Origin of the sequence: Paenibacillus montanisoli (assembly GCF_003268025.1) — a bacterium.
GTDB lineage: Bacteria > Bacillota > Bacilli > Paenibacillales > Paenibacillaceae > Paenibacillus_Z > Paenibacillus_Z montanisoli.
This window is the reverse complement of record NZ_QLUW01000003.1, coordinates 289,543-316,531: the sequence shown is the minus strand read 5'-3', so window position 1 is coordinate 316,531 and position 26,989 is coordinate 289,543. Positions and strand designations below refer to the sequence as shown.

The following is a 26,989-nucleotide window of genomic DNA, read 5'->3' as shown; positions in this document are numbered from 1 at the left end:
TGCGAAAACGTTGGGTTTCTCTCCATTTTATTTATAAATCAAGACTTTACCGACTGTACCATCCGCACTTTCACCCACCACGCGGAACTTTAATCCGTATGTTGGAATGCTGCGTCCCGCATCGATTAGACCAGGGTTTGAGAAGTCCGCACGGTCATCAAATAATGGGTTACGAGCAGTAAAATTGTCTTTCATCGTAATGCCTAAAAGGTTTTTGTAATCTAAGAACATGGAATATGATTGATTCATTCCAAATGCAGCGTCATGGACTTGGTAACGAGAAGAAGCAACCGCTTTATCGCTCCAGTTCATTGGATGCTGATCCGCATCGACAACGCCTAGGAATCCGTCACCTGGGTGAGCACCGGTCCAGTTATTGTCAAAGGTTTCATCCACATACCAAACCACTAGACCTGGGTCATAACTCATAAGGCTTGCACCGCGACGGATGTGTCCTAAAGCCGCATCCACCCCGTTATGGGATCTCCATTCTAATAGATAGTAATTTGTAGAGAAGTAAGTTCCTTTGTCTTTTGCGAATCCTTGGAACGTAAACGCTGTATTTCCTTCTGCATTATCAGCAAAAATCGTTTGACCATCAGATGTGATTTGAATATCGTCCACGTAGAATCCACGTTGAGCGACATAAGGGTCCGTCCAATAGTTAAACTTAATGCTCACTTGTTTTCCTGCATAAGCACTTAAATCAAATGTAGCCGGTATCCACCCGTTTGATGTACCCGTAATCCCGTGACCTGGATTTTGGTTGTTCGGATTGCTGTCCTTCGTGATGGTTCCTGGAACGGAAGTCCATACGTTAGACCCTTCTTCTTTCACTTGAACAGACGCATAATCCCAATCTTCTTCAATGTCGTACCAAGCTTGGAACGTTAAAGTCGGATGAGCAGCATTTGTCAGGTTAACATTTGCTGTCATCGAATGTTCCATATCATTTCCTGAACCGCTATAATATTCATAGGTTCCGCTTGTTGGAACGTTCACGTGATTTTCTTTATCCGGCAAATTCACGCGTACCGCGTCATTGTTGGTTCCTTTAGTGGAAGCCTCGTCCAATAGAACCGTTGTTCCCGCGCTCGTTACATCATTTGCGTGAATAGTGGTTCCGCTGAGCCAGTTTCCGCCATGTAAATTCTGTAGCATTTCTTTATCATATGGGCTGAATCCAGATGGTTCTGTACCTGGAACGGCTCCTGCCCAGCTTCCTGCTGACATGATGGACCAATACGCGACTGGTTCACCAGCACCTGTGTATTGCGTGTCATATTCATCTGGAAGGCCTAAATCGTGACCAAATTCATGAGAGAAAACACCTGCAGCTCCGTCTTCTGGTTCAATCGTGTAATCCCAAGCGCCTAATAATCCGCCAAAGCGATTGCTATTGGATTTTCCGCCTGGAACCGCAATTGGGCCTGAAGCAAGTTTCGAGCGGTGTGACCAAATCGCATCAAAGCTTAAGCTTCCGCCGCCCGCTTCTTCACCTGCTCCGGAGTGAATGACCATTAAGTGGTCAATAATGCCGTCTGGCTCATTGTAAATGCCGTTTCCGTTGTAATCGTCCCGATCCCATACATCGTAATCGGCTAAGTTGATGGAAGGATCTTGAGCGGCTTTCTTCAGCGCCTCTTTCACCAGGCCTCTGGCGTTAATGTCGCTGCCATCTGGCGTTGGATAGTTCGCTCCGTAGTAAGCAGCCGGATGATCGGCTGTATACCAGCCTGCTACCGTTCCTTCTACGGTATAGCTTCCGCCCGATTGAGCCTCATAATATTGCTTCATGGAAATCATATTTTTACCATTTGGCCCTGTATAGCCATTTGGTCCGAAAATCATATTTTGGAAATGTTCATGGGTGTAGTCTTCATAAAACATATCCGTTTCTTCTTTGGTAATGGAACTTTTCGGGTAATCCGGGAAATCGATCGCTAAAACGAGTACTTTGTCCGTACGGACACCGCCGTTATAGTCTTCTTCTTCAACAGAGTCGACCGTCGATTTATTTGCTTGCCCTAATTTATTCCCCTTGCCTTTCACCAATCCATTAGCGTTTGAATTCGGTTTATCTTTCAGAATTTCCAGAACATCGGTGTCGAGCCCTTTTGGTTTCGCTGCTTGATTTTTCGCTTTCAAAAAAGCCGTCAACGCTTTTTCGGCTTCCGCAGGACTTGCATCCTTTGCGATTTTCCCTTGCTTTTTTAGCAACTCAATCAGTCTTGCGTCATTGGCCACCCCTAAATCAGTCGTTGTCCATTCCTGAGATGCTGCTTTTGCTGCCTGTTTTTCCGCATGAGTACCGACGCTAAATAAGGTGCTCGCCACAATGGCACTGGCGGAGATGCTGGAAAGTACCTTCCATCCTGTTCTGGGCAATTCATTTACCCCCTAGTATGATGTAATAGACTACAAGAGTAGTATACATTAGACGAATTGTAGAAAAATGCGGTGTTTTGTCGAATGTAAATTCCCCCAATTATGCTTCGCTATAACAGCTCCATTAGTGGAACTGCCTATAAAACGAAGTATTTATATTAGAAAAATAAAACAAATTCCCCCAACTTGCTTCCACTTAGAATTTGTATCTCATGTATAATCATTGCAGAAACTATGAAGTGAACCAAAAAACGAGGATATATCGGTGACACAATTGTAAGAACATGGTGTATGGAGACTCGCCAAATCATTTTCCCGTTAGAAACGACACATCGTCACAATTAGTGATAATATCCTCTTTTACCAAAATGAATAATAATGCAATACATAATGAGACAACAAAAAAGCCCGCGATTTACGCGGACTTCGGATAATCTCCTATCGTATTAGGAGGTAGAGTATGGTTGAACTGCTGATTTATTTCACTGAGCCGATGGTAATTCCTTTGATAAAATACTTCTGGAAGAACGGATACGCGATCAGAATGGGCAGAACCCCTATTACGGCAATCGCCATACGAACCGATGTACTTGGGACTTGAGCGATTTCTTTAGCTGCGTTTCCGGCAAGATTGCTGCTGTTCGTTAAAAACTCAATGTCTGTCATCATTTTGTTGAGAATCATCTGAATACTGAAATATCTCGAATTTGACATATAGGTTAGACCGTTGAACCAATCATTCCAATAGGCAATCGTTTGAAACAAACCAATCGTTACCAATATCGGTAGAGATAGCGGCATCACAATGCGATGAAAAATTTTAATTTCTCCCGCTCCATCAATACTTGCCGCTTCAATTAGCGCAGATGGAATCGAGGTTTTAAAAAAAGTTCGCATGAGCAAAACGTTAAATCCGCTCATTAGCAACCCTGGGACGATCAGTGACAAAATCGTATTTTTAATATGAAATATTTGCGTATAGATTAAATAACTCGGAACGAATCCACCGTTAAAAAGAAGCGTAAAGAATACGAGAAACGCCCAAAAGTTTTTGAGCGGCATGTCGCTTCGAGATATCGGATAAGCAAGCATAGAAGTTATCGCGAGACTTACAGCCGTTCCGACGACCGTTACGAATACGGTAATGCCATAGGCTCTGCCCAGGTCTGTTCCATGATTCCACAAATATTCATAAGCTTTCAAACTGAATGTATCCGGGAAGAAGGAGTAACCGTGCTGAATAATGCTTTCCTCACTTGTTACGGAGGACATTATTAGTAGAACAAAAGGAATAAAGCATGTGATGGATATGGCCATCATAATGCTGCTGATGATCCATTGATAGCTTTTATTTAGTAATTCCATAGGTATTCCCCCTGACAATCAGAATAAAGCATTCTCTTTATTGGCTTTACGAACGATATAATTCGAAAAGACAATGAGGACAAAACCGACAACGGATTGATAGATCCCTGCTGCGGAAGACATACCGATATCTCCGGAGGTCATCAAAGCGCGAAAAACGTAGGTATCAATAACGTTGGTTGTGTCCGCTACGGCGCCGGAATTCATCGGGACTTGGTAGAACAATCCGAAGTCTGCATAGAAAATGCGTCCGATCGCAAGCAAAGTAAGGATTGTAATAACCGGCGTGATGAGCGGAAGCGTGATCTTACGAATTTGCTGCCACCTGGAAGCGCCATCCAACTTTGCCGCTTCGTAGTACTCCGGATCTATACTAATAATCGAAGCCAAGTAAATAATGCATGATAATCCAACGGTTTTCCACATATGAACAATCGTTAGTATATATGGCCAGTATTTCGCTTCCGTGTACCATGAAATTTCAGCAATGCCGAACATCGGCAGTATGGTCTTGTTTAGAAGTCCGCTATCTACGCTAAGCAATGCATAAACGAGATAACCCACAATTACGAAGGATATCAAGTGGGGCAAAACGATGATACTTTGGTAGAAGCGGTTAAGCACTTTGTTTCGGATATCATTGAGCAGAAGCGCAATCGCGATGGAGATGATCGTCCCGAGAACGATAAAAACCAGGTTATACAAAATTGTGTTTCTCGTAATAATAAAGGCGTCCGAGGTCTTGAACAAATATTCAAAGTTTTGAAGACCAATCCATTCACTGCCGAGAAGCCCCTTCGAATAGTTGATGTTTTTAAACGCGATGAAAATGCCGAACATCGGCATGTAATTGTTTACAATTAAGTATAGTAAACCTGGTATCATGAGCAGAAATAAAGGAAAATATCTCTTGAATTTCTTCATGCCGGCCTTTTTTTTTACCGTTTTATAACCAACAGCCTGACGCAGCTCCGCTGAAACGGTGTCATTCCATTCTGTTATACGTTCCACTATCATCACTTCCTCTTTGAATAAGATTACTGCAATCAGCTTGGTTAAAGCACACAATCCAATCTGCTATACAGCGGATTGGATTGAGTCAAATACATTTATCAATTATCCATTTTTTATGGATTTACGTTATTTTCTTTCGCCCAAATATCCAATTGCTTTTGCTTCTCTTCGATGATTTTGTTGATTCCCGCATCCTCAAGTTTCTTTAAAAATTCTGGAAGCACCTTATCTACATCCAATACACCAACCTCCAATGGTTTTGTATATTGATTCAGAACCGCTGTGCTTGCCGCAATCTCTGCTTTCACCGGCTCAGCGTCAAACGAAAAACCTAGCGCCTTCGATCTGAGTGCCGTTTGATTAAACTCTGCCAGTTTCTTGTATATTTCCGGATCCTCGCCTTCGAAAACATAAGACAATAACTGATTGCCATGCATCCAACTGGCACCTGTATATCCGACATTATTAATATCTATGCCATCCGGATACTTAATCACGTTCTCTTGGTCTTGCACTTTCACGTAGTGCTGACCTTCAATACCCCAGTCGAACAAGTTCACGATATCTTTATCGGTGTACATCAGATTCAAAAATTGAACTACTTTTTCAGGCTTCTCGGCGTTAGCCGATACCCCAAGCATTACGTTCGTTACAGTGCTTGTTTTCGCAGCTGGAGGGGATACTCTGACCGCGACCATTTCCTTCCCTGTTGCCCGGCTCTCTTGAGCTTCGAACCCGGGTTTCATATGTGACGTGGCGCCAGCAATTTTGTCCGCTTTAATAAGCGTTATATTCGATTCCTTGTTTTGCGCGGCATCTTTCAGGACATAGCCTGCTTGATACCACTTTCTCATCGTCTTTAGAATCTGAGCATATTCATCCGTAGCGAACCAGTTTACAACTTTCAGATCAGTTTGACCGTTATTCAATAAAACGCCAAGAGAGTTATCCAGCGGGTCTATTTTACCGTAACTGCTTGGATTAATAGCTGCCATATTGGGCTCTTTTTCTTTGATGACGCTAAAAATCTTTTCGAAATCCTCAAACGTTTGCACTTGACTTAAATCGATATTGTGTTTATCCACCAAATCTTTTCTAATTTCATATCCATAATCTTGAGCCATATCGCGAATACTAGGCACGCCATAGCTAACACCCTTAATTTGGGTTGAGTTATAGTACTCCTGGCCCAAAGCGTCAATAATTCCTTTGCCGTTCTGCTCCATTATATTGCCAATCGGATAGAGTTTTCCATTTGCAACCTGAGTCGTGTAGTTGAACATCAGAAACATGTCCAGCTTCTCATTACTTACCGTCATCAAGTTGATTTGATTATCCATGGTGCTGCCGTCAATAGGCAGCAATTTTACTGTCACATTAATTTTCTCTTTAGAAATCTTGTTGATTTCATCTTGTACTAACTGAAGATCTTTCGGAATGCTTCCCCAAAAAGGAAATGCATAAACGACTTCATACGGTTCTTCGCTTACAGCCTCAGAGTCCGTCTTCCCGGCATTAGTGCTTGTCCCATCGTTCGCGCTGCCGTTTGCGCTTTTGTTCGTGTTGCCACCGCAAGCTGAAACGAGCAGCATAAGTGCCAACAGAGCAGTTAACCAACCCAGCTTTTTCATGGTACTCCCCCACATCTATAATTTCGATCCGAGTGCCTCGAACCTATTTTTATTATAGAGCTGTCATTGGAGGGATTGCCGCTCCATTATCGACATGTCATTTGTCCGATTTCGACTATTAAGCTGACGATATTCATTGGGATTCAAATGGGTAAGTTTCTTAAACCGTTTTGAAAAATGGGATAGATTCGAATATCCGACATAAGCGGCAATCGTGCTCACAGACATTTCCGTATTGGCAAGCAGCTCTTGTGCGATTTTAAGACGCTCCTGCACTAGATAATCCGTCACTGAAATTCCGATCTCCTTCTTGAAGATTCGATCCAAGTAATCAGGATTTAAAAAAACATGGCTCGCAATTTCTTTCCGAGATAAGTCCCGTGTATCCAAATGAAGCGATATATACTGAATGACTTTCTCCATCAAGGATTGTGACTGCTCCGCAGCCGTTGCATACTGCATGGCTTTGTTGACCATATGCTTGATCCACATGATCATATCCAATACGGAACGAGTCGCATGAGCTGAAAGATCCACCGAATACGGGTCACTGAACAATTGCCGGGCTTGAATGCCTTTAAGCTTAAATACGAAATAAACCATCTGCAGAAAATCTTGTTGAAACTGATGCAGCGTCCTCGCATCCAATCCATCCGTATCGATCAGCCGTTCGAGAAAGGTTTGCGCTTCGGCAAGCAGTTTTTGCTCCGAGCCTTCTTTCAGCAGGATAGACCATAAGTCCATATCCGGCTTTGGGACAGCGGCATATGCAGGAGCTTGCATGCTTAATGTGTAAACCTTGTTATTGTAAGCAACATTATTCTTTTCCAGAAGGAATAACTTTTGAAGTACTGCTGTCAACTCATGACTGTATGCTTGATCTCCGATGTAACAAGAGAGATCGCAATAGAAGTACTCGTTGCACGATGAGATATATGAATTACAGCTTTGTTTCACCTTCTCCATCGCGAGGTTTCCATTCTCACACGGCAAAAGAGCTAGAAGCTTTCTTTCAGCTAATGCAATGATTTGACCTTTCCCCTGATGAAGAAACAACTCTTCGGCACAATTTTTTAAAGCGAACTCCAGAATCTTCTCTTCACGCGCATTCAATTCTTTATAGTACCGCTGCACACTTATTAAGATCGGTATGATCACTAATTTCTCCGCTATTGGGATATTTCTTTCCTCAGCAGCTTTTTTGATCGCCACGGGATTCGAGGGAATCGTATGATGTATAATATCCAGCCAGAACCGCTCAACAAGAAGCGGCTGATGCTGAAACCAATATTGGCCATACCGGCTGTACTGCAGCTGATCGCTTTCTTTATTGATTTTATCAATGGCTTTGACGACAATGTTCTCCATATCGTCAGGAGGAACCGGCTTCAACAAGTAATCGAAGCTGCCTAATTGTACGGCTTGCTGTGCAAATTTGAAATCGGCATGGCAAGTCATGATAATGGATACTGTCTGCGGATAATGCTCCATTACCCACGAAATGAGTTCCAGCCCGTTTCCTTGAGGCATTTCGATATCACAAAACATAATGTCAATCGAATACTGGTTGAATTTTTCTTTCGCTTGCCGGATGTTATAAGCGGTTAAGACAGACGAAACTCCAAACTTTTCCCAATCAATGACTGTTTTCGCCGCTTCTGAGACGAGAATTTCATCATCCACAATAAGAACTTTCATTATATCTCCCTATTTCTTATATCGGGTTGTAATGGCAACAGGACTTCAACTACAGCACCTGATGGAGCTGCATTTGCAAATAACACTTGTGCTCGATTCTGATACAATAATTGAAGCCTTTGCTGAACGTTCCATATTCCGATATGGTCTCCTTCTTCATCCACAATCCGGTTGCCTTTACGAATCTCCCTCAATACGTCGGCGTTGAAACCCTTTCCTGTATCTCGAATGGTAATGAGCAAATACGGCTCATCCTCCATTCTGTACAGTTCTACCCGAATCGTCAGCAGGATTGGCTCATCCATCGTAACCGCGTGCTTCACAGTGTTCTCGACAAAGGTTTGAATGACTAACGGCGGTAGAGGAGTAGAAAGTATAAACTCGGGAGCCGCGATCTCACACTTCAAATAATCAGGGAACCTTAACTCCTGAATCTGGATATAGTTACGAATATGCTTCAGCTCATCCTCTAAAGCGACAAAGGTTAGATTGCTTCTAAACATATACCGGAAATATTGGATTAAACATAGCGACATTTCTTCCATAAGCGAAATATTTCTCGTCCGTGCAAGCGTATACAAAATATTAAGCGAATTCATGTAAAAATGAGGATTAATTTGCAGCTGCAAATGTTGAAGCTCGGCTCTCTGTTTATTCAACTGTTCCTCATAGACATTGTTTTTCAACTCTTGAATTTGGGACATCATTTTGTTGAAGGTATCGTTAACGATTTGAAACTCATTTGACGTTGAAAACGGCGGAATACGTGCGTCGAGGTTCCCGTCCCTAATGCGTTCCATTGCTTTTAGCAAACGTTTAATCGGAACGAGCAGTGATTTTCTCAATAGCAAAATACAAACAGGCAACAAGATTACCGAACCCAAAGGAATAAAAACGATGATTTTTTGGAGGACGGGCAAATTCTCAAGTATTTTCTCATCCGGAATAAACGCGAATAAGCTGAAATCCCCTTTTGAGGAATGTTTACCGACCGCTAAATAGCGATTATCGGTTCCCGTAAGATAATAATTCTTTTGAATGTCCTTGCTCAAATCAATTTGATTATTGGATACGAATTCGGGATTGACGATGGGCTCGTCATGATCGCTTACAAACAATGACGCGCCCTTATCGCCAATATTGATTAATCTTAGCGGGATCATTAAGTTATCCATTTTGATCCATGCGCCGACAAACGTGTTATCTTTTTTTAGCAGGCGAAACAAGTAATACTTGGTATTGAATCGCTGCACAAACCAGCCTTTTTCATATAACATGTTTGAATTTTCATCGTTTTTTGCCATCTGTTCGATAGTTGACCTTACGTATTGTCTCTCCTCAAAGGTTGTTTTGGCTGAGGAGGTTCCTATATAATCCTGGCCGGAGGCAGAGTAGATAAAAAAACCGTCTATCGGTTGATAAGATAAAATATTCGTTATCTTGTTGCTTAGTCGTGTAATCGCTAGATGATAACGGTCCGAGTCTGTAGCAAAGTATTGCAAGTCTCTCCCATCCTCGTCCTCTAACATGAGGTTGATCAAATACTCGTCAACCACATCTAAACTATTATCGATCTGTCCCATATACAGCGATACTAAGTTATAGTTGGATTCGGCAATCTGATTTCGGACGACATAAACGGCGTAGTCGCTTAAATAAATGAGCAGTGAAATCAGGGGCACGAGGATGATCAGTACAGCGACGATCAACTTGAAACGAATCGAGTTCCAGGATATCATGTTTTTTTACCTCAATACTCTCCGCGACTTTTATCTATTGAACAGACTCCGCAGGGTTCCTTCGCCTGCGCGGCTGCACCTTCTCCATAACGATGTCGCTACGGCATAGACTCATGCATAGAAGGCGCCGATTCGATTCAAGCTCTTGATCGGATATCATACAAACTTCCACATCTACCGGTTGGACGGTACCTTCTTTGACTTCGAATAAGCATGTTCGACATGTTCCGTTGCGGCATGAGTAAGGCACTTGAACGCCTTGCCGAATAGCCGCATCAAGAATGAGTTCATCACGACCGACCATAAATGCCTCATTGGAAGGGTGAAGCCGGACCTTAAATTCACTCATGACGGTTAGCCGCCCCTGCTTCAATTTCCGCAATTCTCGCTTGAATCCTACTGGTGAATGGTTCATAGTCCCATTCTTGATGCTTTTGGACCATCCAATCGTGCCAGCGTTCAATTAACTCTTCCTTCAAATCTTCCAGCACATCCAAATCTCCATTTAGTCGATGCAGTACCCACTTGTGCCCGTAAGCAAGGTGAATGCTCTCATCCGCCCAATCATAATCGAAGTCCTGAGAGCTGGCAGTATCTCCGGCAGCTTCAAATTCCGCTTTCAATCCCGCTTTCCAAGCCGGCCCCCCCGACTCAAATGCATGCAGCAGCGCCAACGTTTCCACTTCGCCATTGTCGATGGTAGAAATGTAGTGATCCGCCACGACCGGATAATCGAGGCCAACCTCGAATCCCCACGCCTTCATCCGTTCTTCTCCCATCATGCAGTGGCGAGATTCGTCGAATGCCCAACGGGAACAATCCAGGTAGAAATCCCATGGCATATTGTCCCATTTCCACAATACTAATAATGGAATCTCCGCGGCCCATATTTCATTCACATGATTGATTCCTTGCCAAATTTGCCGTTCAATGAATTTCTCTGGATGTCTCGGCGGCATGTGATAAACGGCAGGAGTAAATCTTGGATCCCTTCGCGGGGTTGTAGGGGGAACATATTCCGGACGCTTGCTGACTTCTGACGGGGTTTCGTCGCTCCTCTGACCTTGGCCTATCACTCCGCCTATATTTTTGAGGAATTGTTGCAGGGCTTGTCGCCATGCTTGAATCTCTTCTCCGGAAACGGTTTCTTGAATTTGAGCAAAAAGCTGTTGAATTTCATCCAATTGGGAACGAATTTGCATAGGAAATCGGCTCATAAACTCAACCGTCGGGGCATCATCCAACGGATCTGCATCCCGAAGATAGGTTTCATAAGCTTCAACCAGCGCTTCCTTCGCAACAAAATAGACACCGGTGATCAGTTCGACATCGCAGTTACACCGGATCAAGGAAGCGAGAAACTTCGACAAATAAGGATCATGTTCCTGATCTACATCTCTGCGCGGATATCTCATCTCCAGCACTCGGGTTCTTAATGCATCCGCCCGCAAAGAATCCTGCCATATATGATGGGGGAGCTTCTTTTTCAGTTCCCAATTGGCAATGTTGACATGATACCCGCCAAGTGTCCGCATCAATTCCCTCTCTACAAGATAAAATCTTTTTACCATATCAGAGGCTTCCTCTACCGTGCGTTTCCCGGGCATCCCCATTACGAGCACCTGTTCTAGTGACATTTCTCATTTCTCCTTATTAGAATCGTGTAGTTGACTAATGATTTTTTTAAATATAACAGCCCCGGTAATAAAAGAACATTTACGTATGTTGTAAATTCTTATATATTTGTTATGTGAATTCATTCGAATTGTTTATTTGTTTCATTGGGGGGAGGGGGGAACGGTCATGGAACAAATCTTTAAAATACAGCGATTGTATGCTTCCATTCTTCTGGATGGAATGCATTATGCAAAGGTTCCCAAAGGCTGGTCGTATCCCCGTCACCGGCATTCCTTCTTTGAATTTATTTACTGCGCCTCCGGGAAAATGGAACAGTGGGTAAACGGCCGGTCTTTTATGCTGATGAAAGGGGATGTCCTGATCGTCAAATCCGGTCTCGTTCACCACACTGCCGAGGTTGCCGAAGATACTGAATTTTTCGTATTCCATTTCGATATGGATATGAAGGAAGTGCAAACGATCTTTCAGGTTGTTCCGAACCCGCATATTCCGTTCGACCCGGAGGAGGATACCAAGTTGTCCTTCAACTGCCGAGTCAGGGAATTTCTCGATGAATACAAGGAAGTGTTAATTCACCATAACGAACTGAATGAGAATCCCTTCAATCGGATGGAGCAATCCGTAAAGCTTCTGAGAATGCAGATTGGCATCATCGATTTGGTCTGCTTAATGGCCGAGCATTTTACGGAAGATTCAAATGTTTATTTAAATAACTCCATGACTCCGGCACAAATCAACCTGGCACATGAAGTGGCGTACCAGATCGAATTGCATTCGGGGGACCGGCTGCAAATTAATGATCTGGCGGAAAAAACCGGATTTCACCGTTCATACTTGAGCAGTTGTTTCAAACAGGTATATGGAATCTCACCCAGCGAGTACTTGAAAAAGATTAAAGTCCGGACAGCAAAGCAGCTATTGCAATATACCGAGCTTACCGTCACCGAGATCTCGAATAAATTGGAATTTTCTTCTCCTGCTCATTTTAGTAAATTTTTCTTGAATAGCGTAGGCCTGCCCCCTTTGAAGTATCGAAAATCAACTTTTCTAAAAAATAAAGGATCGATATAGAAATTGGCTGCCTTGACACCGTCAATTACGATACATTGATACGTTAAAATTCAACTGTAAGCTGACACATCGAAAAGCTGCCGATCGCAGATGCGATCGGCAGCTTTCTCCAAGTTCATTCGCATGACTTGGCAAAACTCGTCCTCGATCTCGCGATGGGAATCGTCGGCGGGTCGTGCCACTCCCGCACTTCTCCTCTGGAACGCTATGCACAATCCGCCGATGGACAATACCGTACCTCAGCTTCTTTCGGCGGATGAGTTATCCGAGATGGGCTAACGAAATAAAAAACCGACTTGCTCTCGCAAGTCGGTTTATTGCTTATTCTTACAGGGAACTCTTCAGAGCTTCGATGCTTTGCAGCAACTGATCCGCGAAGGCGGCGTCGATCTTTTTGCCTTTTTCCTTGTTGATATTCTTTTCTAGCTGTTCGAAATCTTTCGCGTCAAGCTTGCCTTTCGCTTGTTCCTTTTGGATAGTGACAATATCCGATTGAAGAGAATTCGCGGTTTTGGCGTCCGCGATCAAACCGCCGGTTTCCCCGAGAGTGATCAGTTCGTCTAATTGAGCGACTTCCATCGTGATTTCCAAGCTGAACGTCTGCGTCGTTTGATGACCGAGATTATCCGTCGCCGTAACGACGATCGGATACGTTCCAACCGCGAGGCCGAGCGGATCTTCGGAAACCGTTCCGGATGTCGTCTTGCCGTTATAGGATACGGTCAACGATTGCAAGCCGCTTCCGCTGTCGCTTGCGGAGAACGCGATCGATACCGCTTCCGTTTGGAGGAACGACAGATCGCTCGGAGCAACGATTTCCGGCGGCGTCGAATCAATCGTGACGAGGCGTTCGCCCGTTACGCCCGATCCGTCCTTCGCCGTGGCTACGACTTTGACTACGCCGTCCGCGACCGCGGTCAACAAGCCGTTCTCGTCGATCGTCGCTTTGTTCGTTGCGTTGCCATCCGTGCCGGCGACCGTCCAGGAAACGGATTTATCGGTCGCGTTGTCAGGCGTTACGGTAGCGGTCATTTGCGCCGTTTCTCCCAAATCGTCTATCGACGATGCACCCGTTACGATGATACCGGTAACCGCAATTGGTGCTTTCACCAGATCGGTTATCGCCGCTTGAAGTGCCGTAACCGCCGCGTCAATCTGCGCTTGGGTCGCGGCGTTGTTTGTCACAACAGCCTTCGCATTGTCTAAGGCTGTTTCAAAAGCTGCCCAACTCGCCTCAGTGTACTCGGCTTCAACAAGCTCTTCGCCCTCAGATATCAGCTGTTGCAGCGCGGAGGTATCCACAGTGCCGTTGCCTGGCTTATCGTCCGGGTTGCCGATGACAGGAACATAAGTACTCTCGCTTGGCACTGAGATCGTCACCGGCTCGGTGTAGCCGCAGATGCCGAAATACCCATCGTTCAGAAGATAATTGTTCTCGTCAATCCAACTTGCGACGATCGTGTCGCCTGCCTTGACGCGGATCCACACCCCATAGTCGGTGTTCACTATGCTGACTTTAACGAGCGTGTCTGTATACGCCGGCACAAAGCCTTTGTTGTCCGCCAGCGCCGATCTGCCGTCATCCGACAGAATACTTGAACCCGGCTTCCAGAGTTCCTGCCAGTGCTGAATCTCAAAGGAGCCTTCCTTGAAGATCACACTGTATTTTGCGCCGCTCCAAGGGTTGTTCAGAAGATCCTCCTCGGTCGGAGCCCGCAGCGTAAAGTTGGGGAACGCCCCGGTGTTCATGCCGGACTCAAAGCCCACCACGAACTCTGCGTCGCCGAATGTTCTGCCGGTGTAACCTGCGGTTGCACTCCCGACGGGGGTCAACTTGGTATCGTTATTCACCCAGTTGATTGAAGACCCGGATTTCCAGTTGCCCTTATCCGCGATGACTGAGCCCATATCCACATATTCGGTCACGCGTCCGAGTTCAATGGAGGATTCAGTCGCCAGACCGAAGTAGCCGGGGGTGGAGACGTTTAAGTTATTTTCATCCCTGTAGGAGAACAGCGTATTGTTCCCGCTCTTGAGGGTCACGGTCACGCCGCCGTAACCGCTCTCGTTGACGTCGTCCCATACTGCGCCGGCCTTCAAGAGCCGGTCGTTGATGTCTACCGTCCACTGACCCAATTGGGTGCTCGTGCCGCTGTAATAACGGGTCAGCGTGGCTGTCGTGCCTTGTATAGCAATTTCATACCTGTTGGCAGTACGCGTCGCCGCGTTTGCCCGGAGTATAATGTTCAGGTCGAGAGCGTCAAGATTTTCATTCTCGCCCAATTTCAAATAGAAGTCCTTGTCTCTGTACTTTTCCTGGGTGTAGAACGCAGCCGCTGATTGGCCGGGCTGAGCTTCCAGGGTGAGGCCGGTCGTTTCGTCTTTCACAAACGACGATTGGTTGGCTACAGTCCACTCGGAATCCTCAAACAGCATATCGTCCAGCAGTGCCACAGGGGAGTTAAGCATCGGGTACAGATCGTCGCTGACGGGCCCAAGGTCGGGCACCAAATCGGCGCTCACAACCGAGAAGTCGTCTATCAGGACCTGTGAGCCGGAAGTAGTCTTTATGGCGTAAACCGTGGCTTCTCCGGTCTCGTCTGCCGTAAATTTGATCGAAACCGATCGCCATGCGGGCCGGTCCACTTCACCCTTGAGGGTATTCACACCTACGCGTACGCCTATTTCCGCCTTTTGTCCAGCGGCTTCGCTGCCGCTGCCCATCCGAGCAAAGCCGCGCAGAACATAATCCTTACCAGGCTCCAGACCGGTTATGGTCTGCTCGAGACCGATGTTCTGACCGGTCAGCGCCACTGCGTACTGCTCGCGGGCATGAGCGTTGTCGGCCGATGAAGAGGCTTGCACAAGGGATGCGCTTCCTATCCCTGTCTTTTTCCAATATGGTAATGAGCCCATGCCTTGGACATCGATGCGCGGCCACTCAAAACCACTGTTGAACAGCAGGTTTCTGTTCGCGTAGAGCTGGAGCTGCGGGCCGCTACTAACTTCTTCGACCGTTACCGGGGTGCCCTTCAGACCGGCATTCCAGGTATCTCCCGGCTGATAGGCGCCCATACCGACCGCGCCGGATCCGGCTTTCAATGTAAAGTCAAACGTCGATGGGTTGTTAAAGGTTGCGGTTCCATCGATGTCGGTTTCCGGCCTGCTGTAGTTCTCCATCACTACCGCGCCGGCGTTGACGTTGTCAGTACCCACGCCGCGGGAATCCACGATGTTGTTCATATAAACGTCCATGTAGGCGTCGCCCGGGGAGTTCGTGTAAATTTCAGGGTTCGGGTGAGCTTCCGCTCCTTGGAATACCGTGTTGTTGAACACGGATACAAACTCGGAGCTGGAGTTTACAAAAGTAGCCGCCCATGGCAAATTCCAAAACACATTGTTGAATACTTGGGCGTTTTTGCAGCCCAGGTCAAAGTACACGCCATTGGAAAATTCGCTGTGGGAGTCATGGATTTTGTTGTGGTGAATTTGGCTGTTACCCAAATCAGTATAAGCGAAATACATCAATCCGGCGTCGGTGCTGTGCCAGTTACCGTCATGGATGTCGTTATAGGAGATTTCGCTGGCGTAGAAGCTGCCGCCGATCAGAGTGCCGCTGGCGTTATATACCTGGTTGTGGCTGATCAAGTGGTTTCTTCCCGTAATCGTTATCGAGAAGGTAAACATTGTAGGGCCGGTAGTAGCGTCGTGCAGCTTGCTATTGACGATCTTGTTGCCCTCGCCCTCGACGGTGACCAGCGCACCGGCAGAATAGGCGATCTCGCTGTTGATCAAGGTGTTGTTCTTTCCGCCCACGATGATGCCGCCCCGCTCATTATGTGGGGACAGGAACTCGGTGACGTACTTGGCCGTCATATGATCAACTACATTGCTCACGCCGTTACGCATCGTCAGGTTGCTGCCGTTCAGGTCGACGCCTTCGATATGGATGTACTTGCGGCTGGACAGATCCAAGCCCCATTCACGCGCTTTGTAACGAACATCCAGATCGTTGGGGTTCATGCCGCTCGGGAGCTGTAAATACAGGGTTGCGCTGTTCTGGTTATAGAACCACTCATATGGCGCGTCCAGGGCGGCCATAGCGTTTTGGATATAGTAATGGAAATCGTCGCCTGAGGCGTAGCCGGTTGGACCCAACTCATAAAAGTTCACGTTTGTAAGATTAAGCCAACCGGGCGTGGATGAGACGACTTCCGCGCCGGATAGGTTCCATCCGCGGTTGTCCATGCCCACGATGGCCGCACCGTTCCATGTACCGTCGGGTTGGTTCAACTCGGGGTCGCGAAGCTTGCCCGTGGGGGTAGACCATCCGCCAGTGCTGGCGTTCACGCCGTCGAACACATAAGTCAGCCAGTTCGGACGATAGTACGCGTCTTCCTTCGCAACGTTCGGATATCGTGCAGGGAGCATGGCTTCGCCGTCTACAAAAATTTGATTGCGGTAATTGCCCATCGGCAAGCTAACGTTTACTTTCCAGAGGTTTGCATCATTTGCGTTATATTCCACCGCGCCCGGGTTTGACGTCGCCTGCCAAACCTCGGTGATCAGGTTCGCGCCGGAAATGACCACTTTCTCGCCGTCGCCGCTTTTATAAGTAATGGGGTGATCAGCCGTGCCGTTGTACTTCGGACGTACGGATTCCTCATATACGCCCTCGTGAATGATGACGGTTTCGCCAGGCAGGAGAACATCGGCCGCCTTCTGAATCGTAAGGAAAGGCTCGGCCTCGGTGCCGGGGTTGCTGTCGCTGCCGGTCTTGGCCACATGATAGGTTTTGTCGCCTACCTGATCGGTGTCGGCTGGATCAGCCTGCTGACCGGTGCCGCCTGTATTGGGAGCTCTGTTATAAATCGCTTCTTGCGCGGCGTCGTCAAGAGCTGCGGTGAAAACGGAAAGCTCATCTAGGAGACCCGTGTACGCGCGTCCCTGATAGCCATTCCCACCGAACCACTTGTAGGCTTGCAGATTGATCGGGGCTAGGTAAGAATAATCTTTTTCGCCGATCATCTTGCCGTCCACATACAGCTTGATTGTCAGATCTGTTACGCTGTAGGAGAACGCCACATAGTGCCAGTTACCGTCGGCCAGGTTCCCTGCTGTCGCAGAAAAGCCGCCATCCCAACCGGCGTTGTCCGATCCTACATCTAGGAAGTCTAATGTTGTGTCAGCGTAATTGTTTTCTTCGGTGCCCCATTTGATATTCCACCAGATGTCTCCATTAGGGAGTCCCCAATCGCCATTGGTGCCGCCATAAGGTGGGGCCATTAAATAACTGACTCTTCCGACATCTGGAATTTCGGCAGGGATTGTAGGCTTAACCCAAACGCCCATCGTAAGATCCTTTACACTCGCGAACTGAGTACCGTAGTCGATCGTGAGCCCGCTTGCGCCTCTGTCGTCAGAGGAGATCGCGGGAGTACCGCCTCGTCCGTTGTTGTCGGTATCCCACAAATAGTTGTTCAATGTAGCCGTAAGACCGCCCGAAATGGCGCTGGAAGTCTTACCAGTACCCTCATTGAAAGGGAAAAGGTTCTCGCCTTGGATGGGATCGCCCGGATTGCCGCCAACGCTCGTATTAGGCGCTCTATTATATAGCGCTTCATGAGCGGTGTCGCTAAGAACTGAAGGGACAATTGAAAGCTCATCCAGAAGGCCGGTGTACGCGCTTCCATTATAGCCAGCTCCGCCGAACCATTTGTATGCTTGCAGATTAATAGGGAATGTGGACGTGTAGGTCTTTTCACCGATCAGACTGCCGTCCAGATACAGAGCTACTGTTTTCGCTGTTGCGCTGAAGGAGAACGCCAGATAGTGCCATTCGCTGTCGGCCAAATTCCCCGCTGGCGCTGAAAGGTTGCTATCCCACTCGGAGCCATCCGATCCGTAAGATGTGAAGTTTATCGTTGTGTCGGCGTAATTGTTTTCGCTGGTGCCCCATTTGATATTCCACCAGATTTCTCCATTATTTAACCCCCAATTGCCAGTGGTACCGGCATAAGGCGGGGCCATTAAATAACCGGATGTTCCAGGACTTGGAGCTGCGAGCTTAACCCAAACGCCCATGGTAAGATCATTTACACTTGCGAACTCAGAACCATAGTCGATTGAGATCCCGTTCTTGCCGGTTTGGTCGTTGGAGATCGCGGAAGTATCGCCCCGGCCGTTGTGATCGATATCCCACACGTAGTTGTCCAATGTGGCAGTCAAACCGCCCGAAAAGGCGCTGGAGGTCGAACCATTACCCTCATTAAAGGGGAAAAGGATCTCGCCTTGGATGGGATCGCCCGGATCGCCCGGATCACCCGGATCGCCTGGATCTCCGTTAACGCTAGTATTAGGCGCTCTGTTATATAGTGCTTCATGCGCGGTGTCGTCGAGAACGGAGGGAAAAACGGAAAGCTCATCCAGAAGGCCGGTGTACGACTTAGCCTGGTACCCATTTCCGCCGAACCATTTGTAGGCTTGCAGATTGACAGGGTATAGGGCACTATAATTTTTTTCGCCGATCAGATTGCCGTCCACATACAGAGCGATTGTTTTCGCCGTCGTACTTAAGGAGTACGCCAAATAGTGCCAGTTGCCGTCGGCCAGATTCCCTGCTGGCGCTGAAATGCCGCCATCCCAATCGGAACCATCCGATCCGTAAGATAGTAAGCTTATACTTGTGTCAGCGAAGTTGTTTGCACTGGTGCCCCAGTTGATACTCCACCAAATTTCTCCGTTACTGAATCCCCAATTGCCTGTGGTACCGCCATAAGGCGGGGCCATTAAAGAACTGGTTTGTCCAGGACTGGGAGCTGAGGGCTTAACCCAAACGCCCATGGTAAGATCATTTACGCTCGCGAACTGAGTGCCGTAGTCGATCGTGATCCCGTTCTTGCCTGTTTGGTCATTGGAGATCGCGTGAGTAGCGCCCCGGCCGTTTTGATCCCACACATAGTTGTCTAATGTGGCCGTCAGACCGTTCGAAAGGGCGCTGGAAGTCGAACCATTACCCTCATTAAAGGGGAAAAGGATCTCTCCTTGGAAGGGATCGCCGCCGGTAGAGGTTTCTGCGAAAGCTGTCGCCGGTAGTGCAGTTGCCACCAGCAAAATGCTGAGAACCAGAGATGTCAGACGTGAAGCCAAGCGTGATGTCAGTTTGCGCTTGTTCATATTATCTTCCCTTCTATGGTATATTTCGTAAATCTTTCAATGTTTATCATAATGGCAAAGAAATCATCTCCCCTATTTAAAATACTTTTCTTCGACGTGTTGCAAGCAGGGATAATCTAGCTTTTCACCCCACTCTCAACATGTTGTCATACAGTTTGCAGCGACAAAAAAAACCGCTGCAATCTCCAAAAATAGGTATCAAGATGCAGCGCTTATTCATTGTCAACTTGTATTTTAGTGTCAGCAATAAAAGGAGAAAATGAACTTTTCTACGATTTCCGGACAAAACATGTTTAAGCTCCAAATTACGCCTCTTTATTTCGATTGGAATCAAGCTAGCAAAAATAAAACGGCTGCCCCTTGTCTGACAGCCGTACTGTATAGGGTTCAAGTGGGATTTACACGTCGTAACCGACTGGAGATACGAAGATATTCACCTCCCCCGCCCTGATCGCAACCGAGTCTTTGTTAAGACCGGATCTATCGTAGCTGGAGATTCGTTTGGTTCTTCCGTTACCAATATAGTAAATGGAGTCTAGCGATTTCATCATGGATGCCCTCCTATGCGTTCGTTAACCACATAATAACGTGCCGGCGGAGCTCATCACACCGCAGGAAATCATCATTTTTTGTCATTTCTACAGGTCTAATCTTTCGTTACCTTCTTGTAACTGATTCGTTACCGTTCTGTCATTCCTTTCGAGGGCGGGCTGGGTAATATGAGGTTGTAAAGCCAACCGTCCCTTGTCTCCAATAAAAATAAGAGGTGAAATTCTACATGTTGAACAAATCGAAACACTCGTATAAATTAGCAGCCAAGCTGGCCTTGACCGGATTGATCGCGGTAAGCTCCATGACGGCCATCTCCCATTCGAATGTCCACGCGGCAGCAGCCAGCGCTAGCGCTAGCACGAACGCGAGCTATATTAAGAGCATCTACAAGCTTGCGAGCGTAGGAAAAATCCCGGGCTTAAACGCCATCGCGGGCAAAACGCCGATCTCCGCCGTTCATTACAAATGGGGCGAACCGGATGTAGGCGGTGACCTGAAAGGCAACCATTACGAAATCTACAATTTCGGCATGGGAAAAGGCGCATTCGGCTTCGGCGTCAATAAATCCGGCGTCATCTACGATTTGCGCAATTTTGGGACATCCATCGATCGGACAGGGGGCATCAAATCGCTGACCTTCGCGTCCGTCATCAAAACGCTTGGCATGCCTAAAGAAGTCCGCTTCACCGGCACGGACAAAATCTATGTTTACCATCCATCCAAAGCTTACGAACTGAAATTCGTCGGCCCAAGCAAAGTCGCCAAAGGCAAAATCGCGCATATTGACCACATCAACGTCTATTCGGGCAAAGCGAATACGTAACGCGCGGCAGCGCGGAAAAAACCGTCCCGGCACAGCACTCGCTGAGCTTGGACGGTTTCTTTTTTGTATATCACAGTTTAAATCACACCTCTTGATCCTACTTCCAGCATGCCCCAAAATTCCGATAGACACACGAACAAATGTTCGTTTATAATAAAGAAGCGATGAATGGCTTGCAAGGGCGGTCGGCTAGTCTCCCGGGAGGGAGGTGACGCCATGGAGGTACAAGACGCGATGACGCTGATGTTCACGTTCGGCATGTTTATTCTCGCTCTGCTCACTTACCTCAAAAAAAAATAGACCGCCCTCTCGCGTAGGTATGCGGTCTACTTTAAATCCCATATCCTGTTACAGCCTGCCGCCCTTAAAAGCGGTTATCGCGCTGAGAGTCGGTTGCCGCCGGCTCTCTTTGCCCGTAAGGATTATTTGCCAATATCATACCACAATGAGGAAGTAATTGAACATACGCTTCAGCAGAATTCGAAAGGATAATTGAGCTGGCGGAATTGGTATTGACGAAATCAAAACCATCCCATTACGAACCCTCGGCTGGAAAATTATGTGTTGTCACCCTCTAAATTCATACCATTCTACTTGGTAATACCCCTTATAATAGAAACGGTCTATCAACTTTTTGCAACCTATCGGCTGTTTGAAACGTCTTATTTATATTCGTATGTCTCTTAAGCCTGATTCACTAGATTCGTAGATAAGGAGTTGAAAGATCTCGTGTTACGATCCAAAATGAAATCTTCCCTGCTGGTTGGATGCACAGCAGTTTTGCTGGCGTCGGGGCTTCCCTATATTTCTCCTGCCAAAACTGCGGCTGCAGCTGCAGCCAAACCCGTCACGATCATGCTGGACGGATATCCGCTTCCGTTTCCCGTTGCTCCGTTCGTTACGCAAGGCACGACGATGGTACCGTTTCGCGCGATAGCGGAGGCGCTAAGCATTCAAGTCGTCTGGTCATCAAAGACGCAGTCCGTCACGGCGACGAAATCAACCGATGGCGTAACCACGAAAGTCATTCTTTATAAAAATAACAAAAAAGCGATGGTTAACGGGCAGCCGCAGCTTCTCCGTGTGGCCCCGCTGTCGAGAAACGACTCTATCTTCGTGCCGCTCAGTTTCTTCAGCACATCGTTCGGCGCTGCCGTGGGGTGGAACGGCGAGACGAAAACCGTCTCCATTACATCGCCGAAGGAGAAAATGTACGCGGAAGCCTTCTACGCCATATCTTCCTTCAAGGAAGTCGGCTTTATACCGAAATTCAATTCCGTTTCCTTTGGATGGACGCGCATCGATGCGACGGGCGAGTTGACGCTGAAGGGAAAAGATTTTTACTGGCCGCCAGCAGCTGGCAGCGTGACGCCGGAATCGATCGTTGAGGACGCCGCCGCTGCCGGCAGCAAGCCGAAGCTGATGGCCGTCGCTATGGACGGCAATGGCGAATTGACTAAGCTTTTGCAAGATCCAACACGCCAAGCAAGCGTCATCAGCCAGTTGGTATCGCTCGCATCGGACAATCACTTTAGCGGGATTACGCTCGACTTCGAAGGCCTTGGCCTCGCCGGCGATTTGCCTGCCATTCAGCAATCGTTCACCGCTTTCGTCAAACAGCTGGATGCAAGCGCGGAAGCAGCGAATCTGTCCTTAACGCTTGCGCTTCATCCGCTTAACAGCTCCTATCGTGGCTACGACTATAAGAACCTGGCCGCCTTTGCGGATGAGATCATTATCATGGCCTACGAATATTCGTATGAGAACGGGCCGGAGCCGCTGAACCGAGTTGATGAAGCGATTCGGCTTGCGCTCAAAGCCGTTCCGAAGTCGAAGCTCGTGCTCGGGATTTCGATGGGCAGCGAAACCGCCCAATCGGTAGCGGGCCCGATCGGCCTAGCCAAACGGTATGACCTCAAAGGCGTCGCCTTCTGGCGCCTCGGCCTCATGGGCAGCAATACGATGACTGCCATTCAGAAGACAATTGAGCTCAAATCCTAATTGAAAGGGTTGCCCCAAGTCGATGACTTGGGGCAACCCTTTTTATCAAGCCAATTTCGATCAAGCCGTTGCAGAGCCTGCTTGCGGGGAAGCCGGCACTTTCGTACGGATCACGCTTCTGCGCCCGTCGATGCTTACCGGCACATCGCCATCAATCGTCACACGGCGTACGACACGGTGCTGGTTGCCATAGTCATTGACCGCGTAATGCTGCGTCGCCCGGTTATCCCATATCACGACGTCGCCCGCTTCCCAGCGCCAGCGGACCGTATTTTCAAGCCGCGTCACATGATTTTGCAGCAGCGTGAACAACTGCGCCGAATCGACCGACGACAAGCCGATAATCCGTTTCAAGAAATGGCCGAGCACTAGCGTCCGCTCCCCGGTTTCCGGATGTACGCGAACGAGCGGATGCTCCGTTTCGTATTTAGTAGATACGAAAATTTCGCGATGGCGGGAAAGCGCAGCGGCATCAGGCTTATTGTGATAAGCGGCATAGTCGTATTCGTTCGTATGAATTGCCCAGAGTCCGTCAACAAGCTTCTGCAAATGCTCCGGCAGATTGTCGTACGCTGCTGCTGTATTAGCCCATACCGTATCTCCGCCGGCTTCCGGCACGACGACCGCCCGCAAAATGGAGGCTTTCGGATATGCGTCCACGAACGTCACGTCCGTATGCCAGGAGTCCGCGCGTCCGCCATGCGTAGAATTCAGCTCCAACAAATATTCGGTACCTTGCTTGGTCGGCACGTTCGGATGGGCCACCGGACTCCCCAGCAGCTTAGCGAATGCTTCTTGGCCCGCATCATCCAGCTGCGACTGCCCGCGGAAGAAGATGACTTTATGTTTAAGCAGCGCCTGCTTGATAAAGCCCAGCGTCTCCTCGTTTAATCCCGACGAGAGCGTTACGCCTCTAATCTCCGCACCTATTCTTCCTGCTACGGGACGTACCTCGATCGTTTGCTCGATCTTTTCATTCTGATTCACTTTGCTCATGTTACTTCCTCCTTGGCATAAGTTATTTTATTTGCGCAAATCATCGATGCTCGCGGGAATCACAGAAAAAAGCGATAAAAAAAGGAACGCATTCATCTTCCGATGAACGGTTCCTCTCCGGTGATCCGGTGGATTCAAAGTATTATTTACCTATCGACTTACTATGATTTAATCATGATAATACCTGTTGATCATTTCCATGTCAACAGGTATTCAAATAATAATTTAGGCGGACAAGCCGGCAGGCTCCGCTTTCTCAGGCGCTTGCTGCTTGAACAGCGGAACGAGCGACAGCGTTCCGGCAACCATCAATATAGCGGAGATCGTATAGATGACCGTCAGAGGCAGGACGGTTTTGAGCGGGCCGGTAATAGCCATCATCACGACCATCGCCCCCATGTACATCGGACCCAGCGTACCGCTGACACGCCCGATAAATGCGGCATCCGACCATTTCAACATAATCGTATTGATCGAAATATGAATCATCGGGAAAATCATGCCCATCATAAATTGCAAGGCGAGCGTAAACGGTACATTCGTCGAATAGCCGACGCCTAACGTGCCTACGGCGCAAACGGCCAGCGCGAGCGCCAGCATTTTGACCGGAGCCATCTTCTTGGCGATCACGGCGACAGCGGCGCCGCCGACCAGCATGCCGAAACCGCTCATCATAAGCATGAATTGCAAAAATTCCTTTGGCTTCCCGAGCCGTTCCGTGACAACGAACAGCCCCATTACATGCGCGATCCCGCCGGAAAGTCCGGCCAGCGCGAATGTTATGCACATCGTCCGAAGCACGCGGCTGCGCCATACATAACGCAAGCCTTCGACCATTTCCGTCATGACGGTTGTCTGTTTCGTCTCATCTGGACTTGCAGCTTCTTCGTCCTGAGGAATCCGAAACAGGATAAGAGCCGATAATAAGCTTGCAACGCCCATAATGGCGATCGAAACATGAATGCCGAAGTTCTGATAGACAATCGTTCCGAGCGATGGCCCGGCTACCATGAAAAGCGCCATCAGCGTTTGGAAAATCCCCATTGCGCCTTGCAGCTGCTCCTGAGGCACATGCTGTTTAAACAGCTTCATCGATGAAGGGGCAGAAAACTGAGATAAGATAGCTGAAATAAATGTGGCAAAATAAACGGCAGCCCAAGATTCATATACGAGCGCCGCGAGTACTACGGCAACGGAAGCTGCGGACAGCAGGTCGCACCAGATCATCGTCCGTTTCGGCTTCCAGCGGTCTGCAAATGTTCCTCCGATAAAGGCAAAGAGGAAAATCGGCGAAAACTCAGCGACGGAAATCAACGATACGGCAATCGGATCGTTGTTCGTTTGTTCCGTGACATAGAGCAGGATGGCGAAATTGCGCACCCAAATTCCGATTTGCAGAAAAATATTCGACATGACAATGGTTTGGAAAAAACGGTTGCGAAGCAGCGAACCCGGCTTATTGCCCGGTACTGCCGCTTGGTTACTGGTCATTAATACATACTCCTTTATTATCTTGTTCTATTTGGGCGGACGGTTATACCCGTTCGGCTCATAGGGCTGAAGCTCATTCAGCCATTTCTGCTCAAGCTTCTTGAGCGAGTCCCGGTAGGACTGGACGACGCTTCGGTTAAGTACGGACGTCCCCGGAATCATTGAATCCTTATAATCGTTGCGTACTTCATCGCCGAGCTTCAATCTCTCCAATTCTTCATAGCGAAAATCGGCGCTTGCCTGCTCCTTATACTCCTTCTGCAAGGCCGAATTGATATGGCTGCCCATATCGAGCATGAACTTCTCCCTCTGCCAGGCCGAATCCAGCGTTGGGGAGGCAGCGATATACCGCTTCCCGTTGCGGTCATTGACGATTTGAAATACGCCCATCGCGCGCTGCTTCATGCCGTATTCATTCTGCAATTCCTTACGCCTGTTCATGGCTGATGCACCTCCTAATAAAATTCACGCCTCATGCGGCCGACCGGTTAAACGCTCAGCCAGTATGAGCTGCCATCGCTTTCGCGGCTAAGGAAGCCGTAATCGACCAAGTACCGTCTTAAGGTCACATACTCATCGGCCATAAAACGTTTCAAAACGTCGTTGACTTCCGGTTCCTTGTACTTGCGGCCTTTCTTAAAGCTGCCGGCAATGTGGCGAAGCAGCGCGGCTTTGCGTTTCTCCTTCCGGGGCAGCCCGGTTAACGGACCGGACAGGCCATGCGGCAAAAACTTGTTCAGCAGCGCCGTGTATTCATCCTGCGTAAGCGCGTAGCGTTCATCGACGATCGGCGCGGTGCGATGAACGGGCACGAATTTGGCCCCTTGCGCGAGACCGCCGTCCATAAGCTCCATAATGGCCAGAAACAGCTTCGCCTGCTTTGCCTTTTCCTTCAGCGCAAAGCGGTGATTGCGGATCGTAGAGGCGCTTCCTCCGCCCGTCAGCTTCACGGTGTCCGCATCCGACATGCCGGAAGCGAATGCGCTGATCAGCTGCTTCTGCAGATCCGTTAGACCTGTCGCCTTCTTGTCTAGCTCCAAAAGATAGTGAAGCATGGAACCGTGCGCATTCCCGATATGGTGGGCAACGGCTTTATGGGCCTCCATGAGCTTTTCCTTGACTGGATAAATGACTCCCTCTTCAAACTGTTCGCCGCAAATTAGGCAGTAATAGCTGTCGGTTTCGCCATGATATACATAGCCCTGCTTCAGTTCCGGCAATGAAGCGGTAAAGAAGGATTCCGAAATGTCCATTTCAAACAACTCCGTCTACCGTTTGATGAATACATAGATAATTTATCATTTTGTTTGGTTTTATTCAATAACTTTCGTACTGGATAAAAAAAGAATGACGATGATCCAATCTTTAAGCCGCTTCCGTCCAGCTGCTTAAAGCCTCGATCATCG

General features: G+C 47.9%; 19 protein-coding genes. 4 read left to right on the top strand and 15 right to left on the bottom strand.

The features are described 5' to 3' along the window. Positions 1 to 27: 27 nt before the first annotated feature. The 8 genes from DL346_RS17365 to DL346_RS17330 form a co-directional block, all read right to left on the bottom strand. A complete protein-coding gene (locus DL346_RS17365; protein WP_112883416.1) occupies positions 28 to 2,388 on the bottom strand; it encodes an immune inhibitor A domain-containing protein in 2,361 nt (786 codons plus the stop codon). Between the two features lie 477 nt (positions 2,389 to 2,865). Next, positions 2,866 to 3,753: a carbohydrate ABC transporter permease gene (locus DL346_RS17360; RefSeq protein ID WP_112883415.1), complete on the bottom strand. Its 888-nt coding sequence runs from the start codon at positions 3,751 to 3,753 to the stop codon at positions 2,866 to 2,868. 18 nt (positions 3,754 to 3,771) lie between these two features. Then, entirely contained in the window at positions 3,772 to 4,677 is a 906-nt protein-coding gene (locus DL346_RS17355) for an ABC transporter permease (protein ID WP_112884018.1), read from the bottom strand. A gap of 203 nt (positions 4,678 to 4,880) precedes the next feature. After that, positions 4,881 to 6,398: an ABC transporter substrate-binding protein gene (locus tag DL346_RS17350; RefSeq protein WP_112883414.1), complete on the bottom strand. Its 1,518-nt coding sequence runs from the start codon at positions 6,396 to 6,398 to the stop codon at positions 4,881 to 4,883. 63 nt (positions 6,399 to 6,461) lie between these two features. Continuing rightward, positions 6,462 to 8,096, bottom strand: coding sequence for a response regulator transcription factor (locus tag DL346_RS17345; protein ID WP_240633257.1), 1,635 nt, complete (start codon positions 8,094 to 8,096; stop codon positions 6,462 to 6,464). After that, positions 8,096 to 9,835, bottom strand: coding sequence for a sensor histidine kinase (locus tag DL346_RS17340; protein ID WP_112883412.1), 1,740 nt, complete (start codon positions 9,833 to 9,835; stop codon positions 8,096 to 8,098). The genes DL346_RS17345 and DL346_RS17340 overlap by 1 nt, the downstream gene beginning before the upstream one ends. A gap of 34 nt (positions 9,836 to 9,869) precedes the next feature. Beyond that, complete coding sequence (locus DL346_RS29915; RefSeq protein WP_165822552.1) at positions 9,870 to 10,184, bottom strand: 2Fe-2S iron-sulfur cluster-binding protein; 315 nt, start codon at positions 10,182 to 10,184, stop codon at positions 9,870 to 9,872. Beyond that, entirely contained in the window at positions 10,177 to 11,472 is a 1,296-nt protein-coding gene (locus DL346_RS17330; protein ID WP_112883410.1) for a DUF455 family protein, read from the bottom strand. Before DL346_RS17330 ends, DL346_RS29915 begins: the two co-directional genes overlap by 8 nt. A 166-nt stretch (positions 11,473 to 11,638) precedes the next feature. Between DL346_RS17330 and DL346_RS17325 the strand changes: the two genes are divergently transcribed. Beyond that, positions 11,639 to 12,544 carry a helix-turn-helix transcriptional regulator gene (locus tag DL346_RS17325; RefSeq protein ID WP_112883409.1) on the top strand — a complete coding sequence of 302 codons (906 nt, stop codon included), beginning with the start codon at positions 11,639 to 11,641 and terminating at the stop codon, positions 12,542 to 12,544. 50 nt (positions 12,545 to 12,594) lie between these two features. Here DL346_RS17325 and DL346_RS29775 read toward each other — a convergent pair whose 3' ends face one another. From DL346_RS29775 to DL346_RS29110, 3 genes are all read right to left on the bottom strand, one after another. Next, the gene (locus DL346_RS29775) at positions 12,595 to 12,726 is read right to left on the bottom strand and encodes a hypothetical protein (RefSeq protein WP_276311564.1); all 132 of its coding nucleotides are present in this window, start codon (positions 12,724 to 12,726) and stop codon (positions 12,595 to 12,597) included. A 145-nt stretch (positions 12,727 to 12,871) separates the two neighbouring features. After that, positions 12,872 to 19,501, bottom strand: coding sequence for a LamG-like jellyroll fold domain-containing protein (locus DL346_RS17320; RefSeq protein WP_165822551.1), 6,630 nt, complete (start codon positions 19,499 to 19,501; stop codon positions 12,872 to 12,874). 617 nt (positions 19,502 to 20,118) lie between these two features. After that, complete coding sequence (locus DL346_RS29110) at positions 20,119 to 20,271, bottom strand: hypothetical protein (protein WP_165822550.1); 153 nt, start codon at positions 20,269 to 20,271, stop codon at positions 20,119 to 20,121. 227 nt (positions 20,272 to 20,498) lie between these two features. Between DL346_RS29110 and DL346_RS17315 the strand changes: the two genes are divergently transcribed. The 3 genes from DL346_RS17315 to DL346_RS17310 all read left to right on the top strand — a co-directional run bounded on the left by DL346_RS17315 (position 20,499) and on the right by DL346_RS17310 (position 23,096). Next, a complete protein-coding gene (locus tag DL346_RS17315; protein ID WP_112883407.1) occupies positions 20,499 to 21,095 on the top strand; it encodes a YjgB family protein in 597 nt (198 codons plus the stop codon). 168 nt (positions 21,096 to 21,263) lie between these two features. Then, on the top strand, positions 21,264 to 21,395 hold the full coding sequence (locus DL346_RS29820) for a putative holin-like toxin (protein WP_338066315.1): 132 nt from the start codon (positions 21,264 to 21,266) through the stop codon (positions 21,393 to 21,395). 444 nt (positions 21,396 to 21,839) lie between these two features. Next, positions 21,840 to 23,096, top strand: a complete 1,257-nt coding sequence (locus DL346_RS17310) for a stalk domain-containing protein (RefSeq protein ID WP_112883406.1) — start codon at positions 21,840 to 21,842, stop codon at positions 23,094 to 23,096. Positions 23,097 to 23,156: 60 nt separating this feature from the next. On the opposite strand, the gene DL346_RS17305 is transcribed toward DL346_RS17310, so the two are convergent. The 4 genes from DL346_RS17305 to DL346_RS17290 form a co-directional block, all read right to left on the bottom strand. Continuing rightward, a complete protein-coding gene (locus tag DL346_RS17305; RefSeq protein WP_112883405.1) occupies positions 23,157 to 24,092 on the bottom strand; it encodes a TauD/TfdA dioxygenase family protein in 936 nt (311 codons plus the stop codon). A 225-nt stretch (positions 24,093 to 24,317) separates the two neighbouring features. Beyond that, positions 24,318 to 25,583 carry an MFS transporter gene (locus DL346_RS17300; RefSeq protein WP_112883404.1) on the bottom strand — a complete coding sequence of 422 codons (1,266 nt, stop codon included), beginning with the start codon at positions 25,581 to 25,583 and terminating at the stop codon, positions 24,318 to 24,320. A gap of 27 nt (positions 25,584 to 25,610) precedes the next feature. After that, positions 25,611 to 26,024 (bottom strand): GIY-YIG nuclease family protein, encoded by a 414-nt coding sequence (locus DL346_RS17295; protein WP_112883403.1) that lies wholly within the window; start codon positions 26,022 to 26,024, stop codon positions 25,611 to 25,613. 47 nt (positions 26,025 to 26,071) lie between these two features. Continuing rightward, positions 26,072 to 26,836: a DUF2087 domain-containing protein gene (locus DL346_RS17290; RefSeq protein WP_112883402.1), complete on the bottom strand. Its 765-nt coding sequence runs from the start codon at positions 26,834 to 26,836 to the stop codon at positions 26,072 to 26,074. Positions 26,837 to 26,989: the final 153 nt, after the last annotated feature.

Excerpts from the sequence above, each read along its gene's own strand:
- DL346_RS17360 (WP_112883415.1), bottom strand. The coding sequence starts at position 3,753 with ATGGAATTACTAAATAAAAGCTATCAATGGATCATCAGCAGCATTATG.
- DL346_RS17355 (WP_112884018.1), bottom strand. The coding sequence starts at position 4,677 with ATGAAGAAATTCAAGAGATATTTTCCTTTATTTCTGCTCATGATACCA.
- DL346_RS17350 (WP_112883414.1), bottom strand. The coding sequence starts at position 6,398 with ATGAAAAAGCTGGGTTGGTTAACTGCTCTGTTGGCACTTATGCTGCTC.
- DL346_RS17345 (WP_240633257.1), bottom strand. The coding sequence starts at position 8,096 with ATGAAAGTTCTTATTGTGGATGATGAAATTCTCGTCTCAGAAGCGGCG.
- DL346_RS17340 (WP_112883412.1), bottom strand. The coding sequence starts at position 9,835 with ATGATATCCTGGAACTCGATTCGTTTCAAGTTGATCGTCGCTGTACTG.
- DL346_RS29915 (WP_165822552.1), bottom strand. The coding sequence starts at position 10,184 with ATGAGTGAATTTAAGGTCCGGCTTCACCCTTCCAATGAGGCATTTATG.
- DL346_RS17330 (WP_112883410.1), bottom strand. The coding sequence starts at position 11,472 with ATGTCACTAGAACAGGTGCTCGTAATGGGGATGCCCGGGAAACGCACG.
- DL346_RS17325 (WP_112883409.1), top strand. The coding sequence starts at position 11,639 with ATGGAACAAATCTTTAAAATACAGCGATTGTATGCTTCCATTCTTCTG.
- DL346_RS29110 (WP_165822550.1), bottom strand. The coding sequence starts at position 20,271 with ATGATGAAATCGCTAGACTCCATTTACTATATTGGTAACGGAAGAACC.
- DL346_RS17315 (WP_112883407.1), top strand. The coding sequence starts at position 20,499 with ATGTTGAACAAATCGAAACACTCGTATAAATTAGCAGCCAAGCTGGCC.
- DL346_RS29820 (WP_338066315.1), top strand. The coding sequence starts at position 21,264 with ATGGCTTGCAAGGGCGGTCGGCTAGTCTCCCGGGAGGGAGGTGACGCC.
- DL346_RS17310 (WP_112883406.1), top strand. The coding sequence starts at position 21,840 with ATGAAATCTTCCCTGCTGGTTGGATGCACAGCAGTTTTGCTGGCGTCG.
- DL346_RS17305 (WP_112883405.1), bottom strand. The coding sequence starts at position 24,092 with ATGAGCAAAGTGAATCAGAATGAAAAGATCGAGCAAACGATCGAGGTA.
- DL346_RS17300 (WP_112883404.1), bottom strand. The coding sequence starts at position 25,583 with ATGACCAGTAACCAAGCGGCAGTACCGGGCAATAAGCCGGGTTCGCTG.
- DL346_RS17295 (WP_112883403.1), bottom strand. The coding sequence starts at position 26,024 with ATGAACAGGCGTAAGGAATTGCAGAATGAATACGGCATGAAGCAGCGC.
- DL346_RS17290 (WP_112883402.1), bottom strand. The coding sequence starts at position 26,836 with ATGGACATTTCGGAATCCTTCTTTACCGCTTCATTGCCGGAACTGAAG.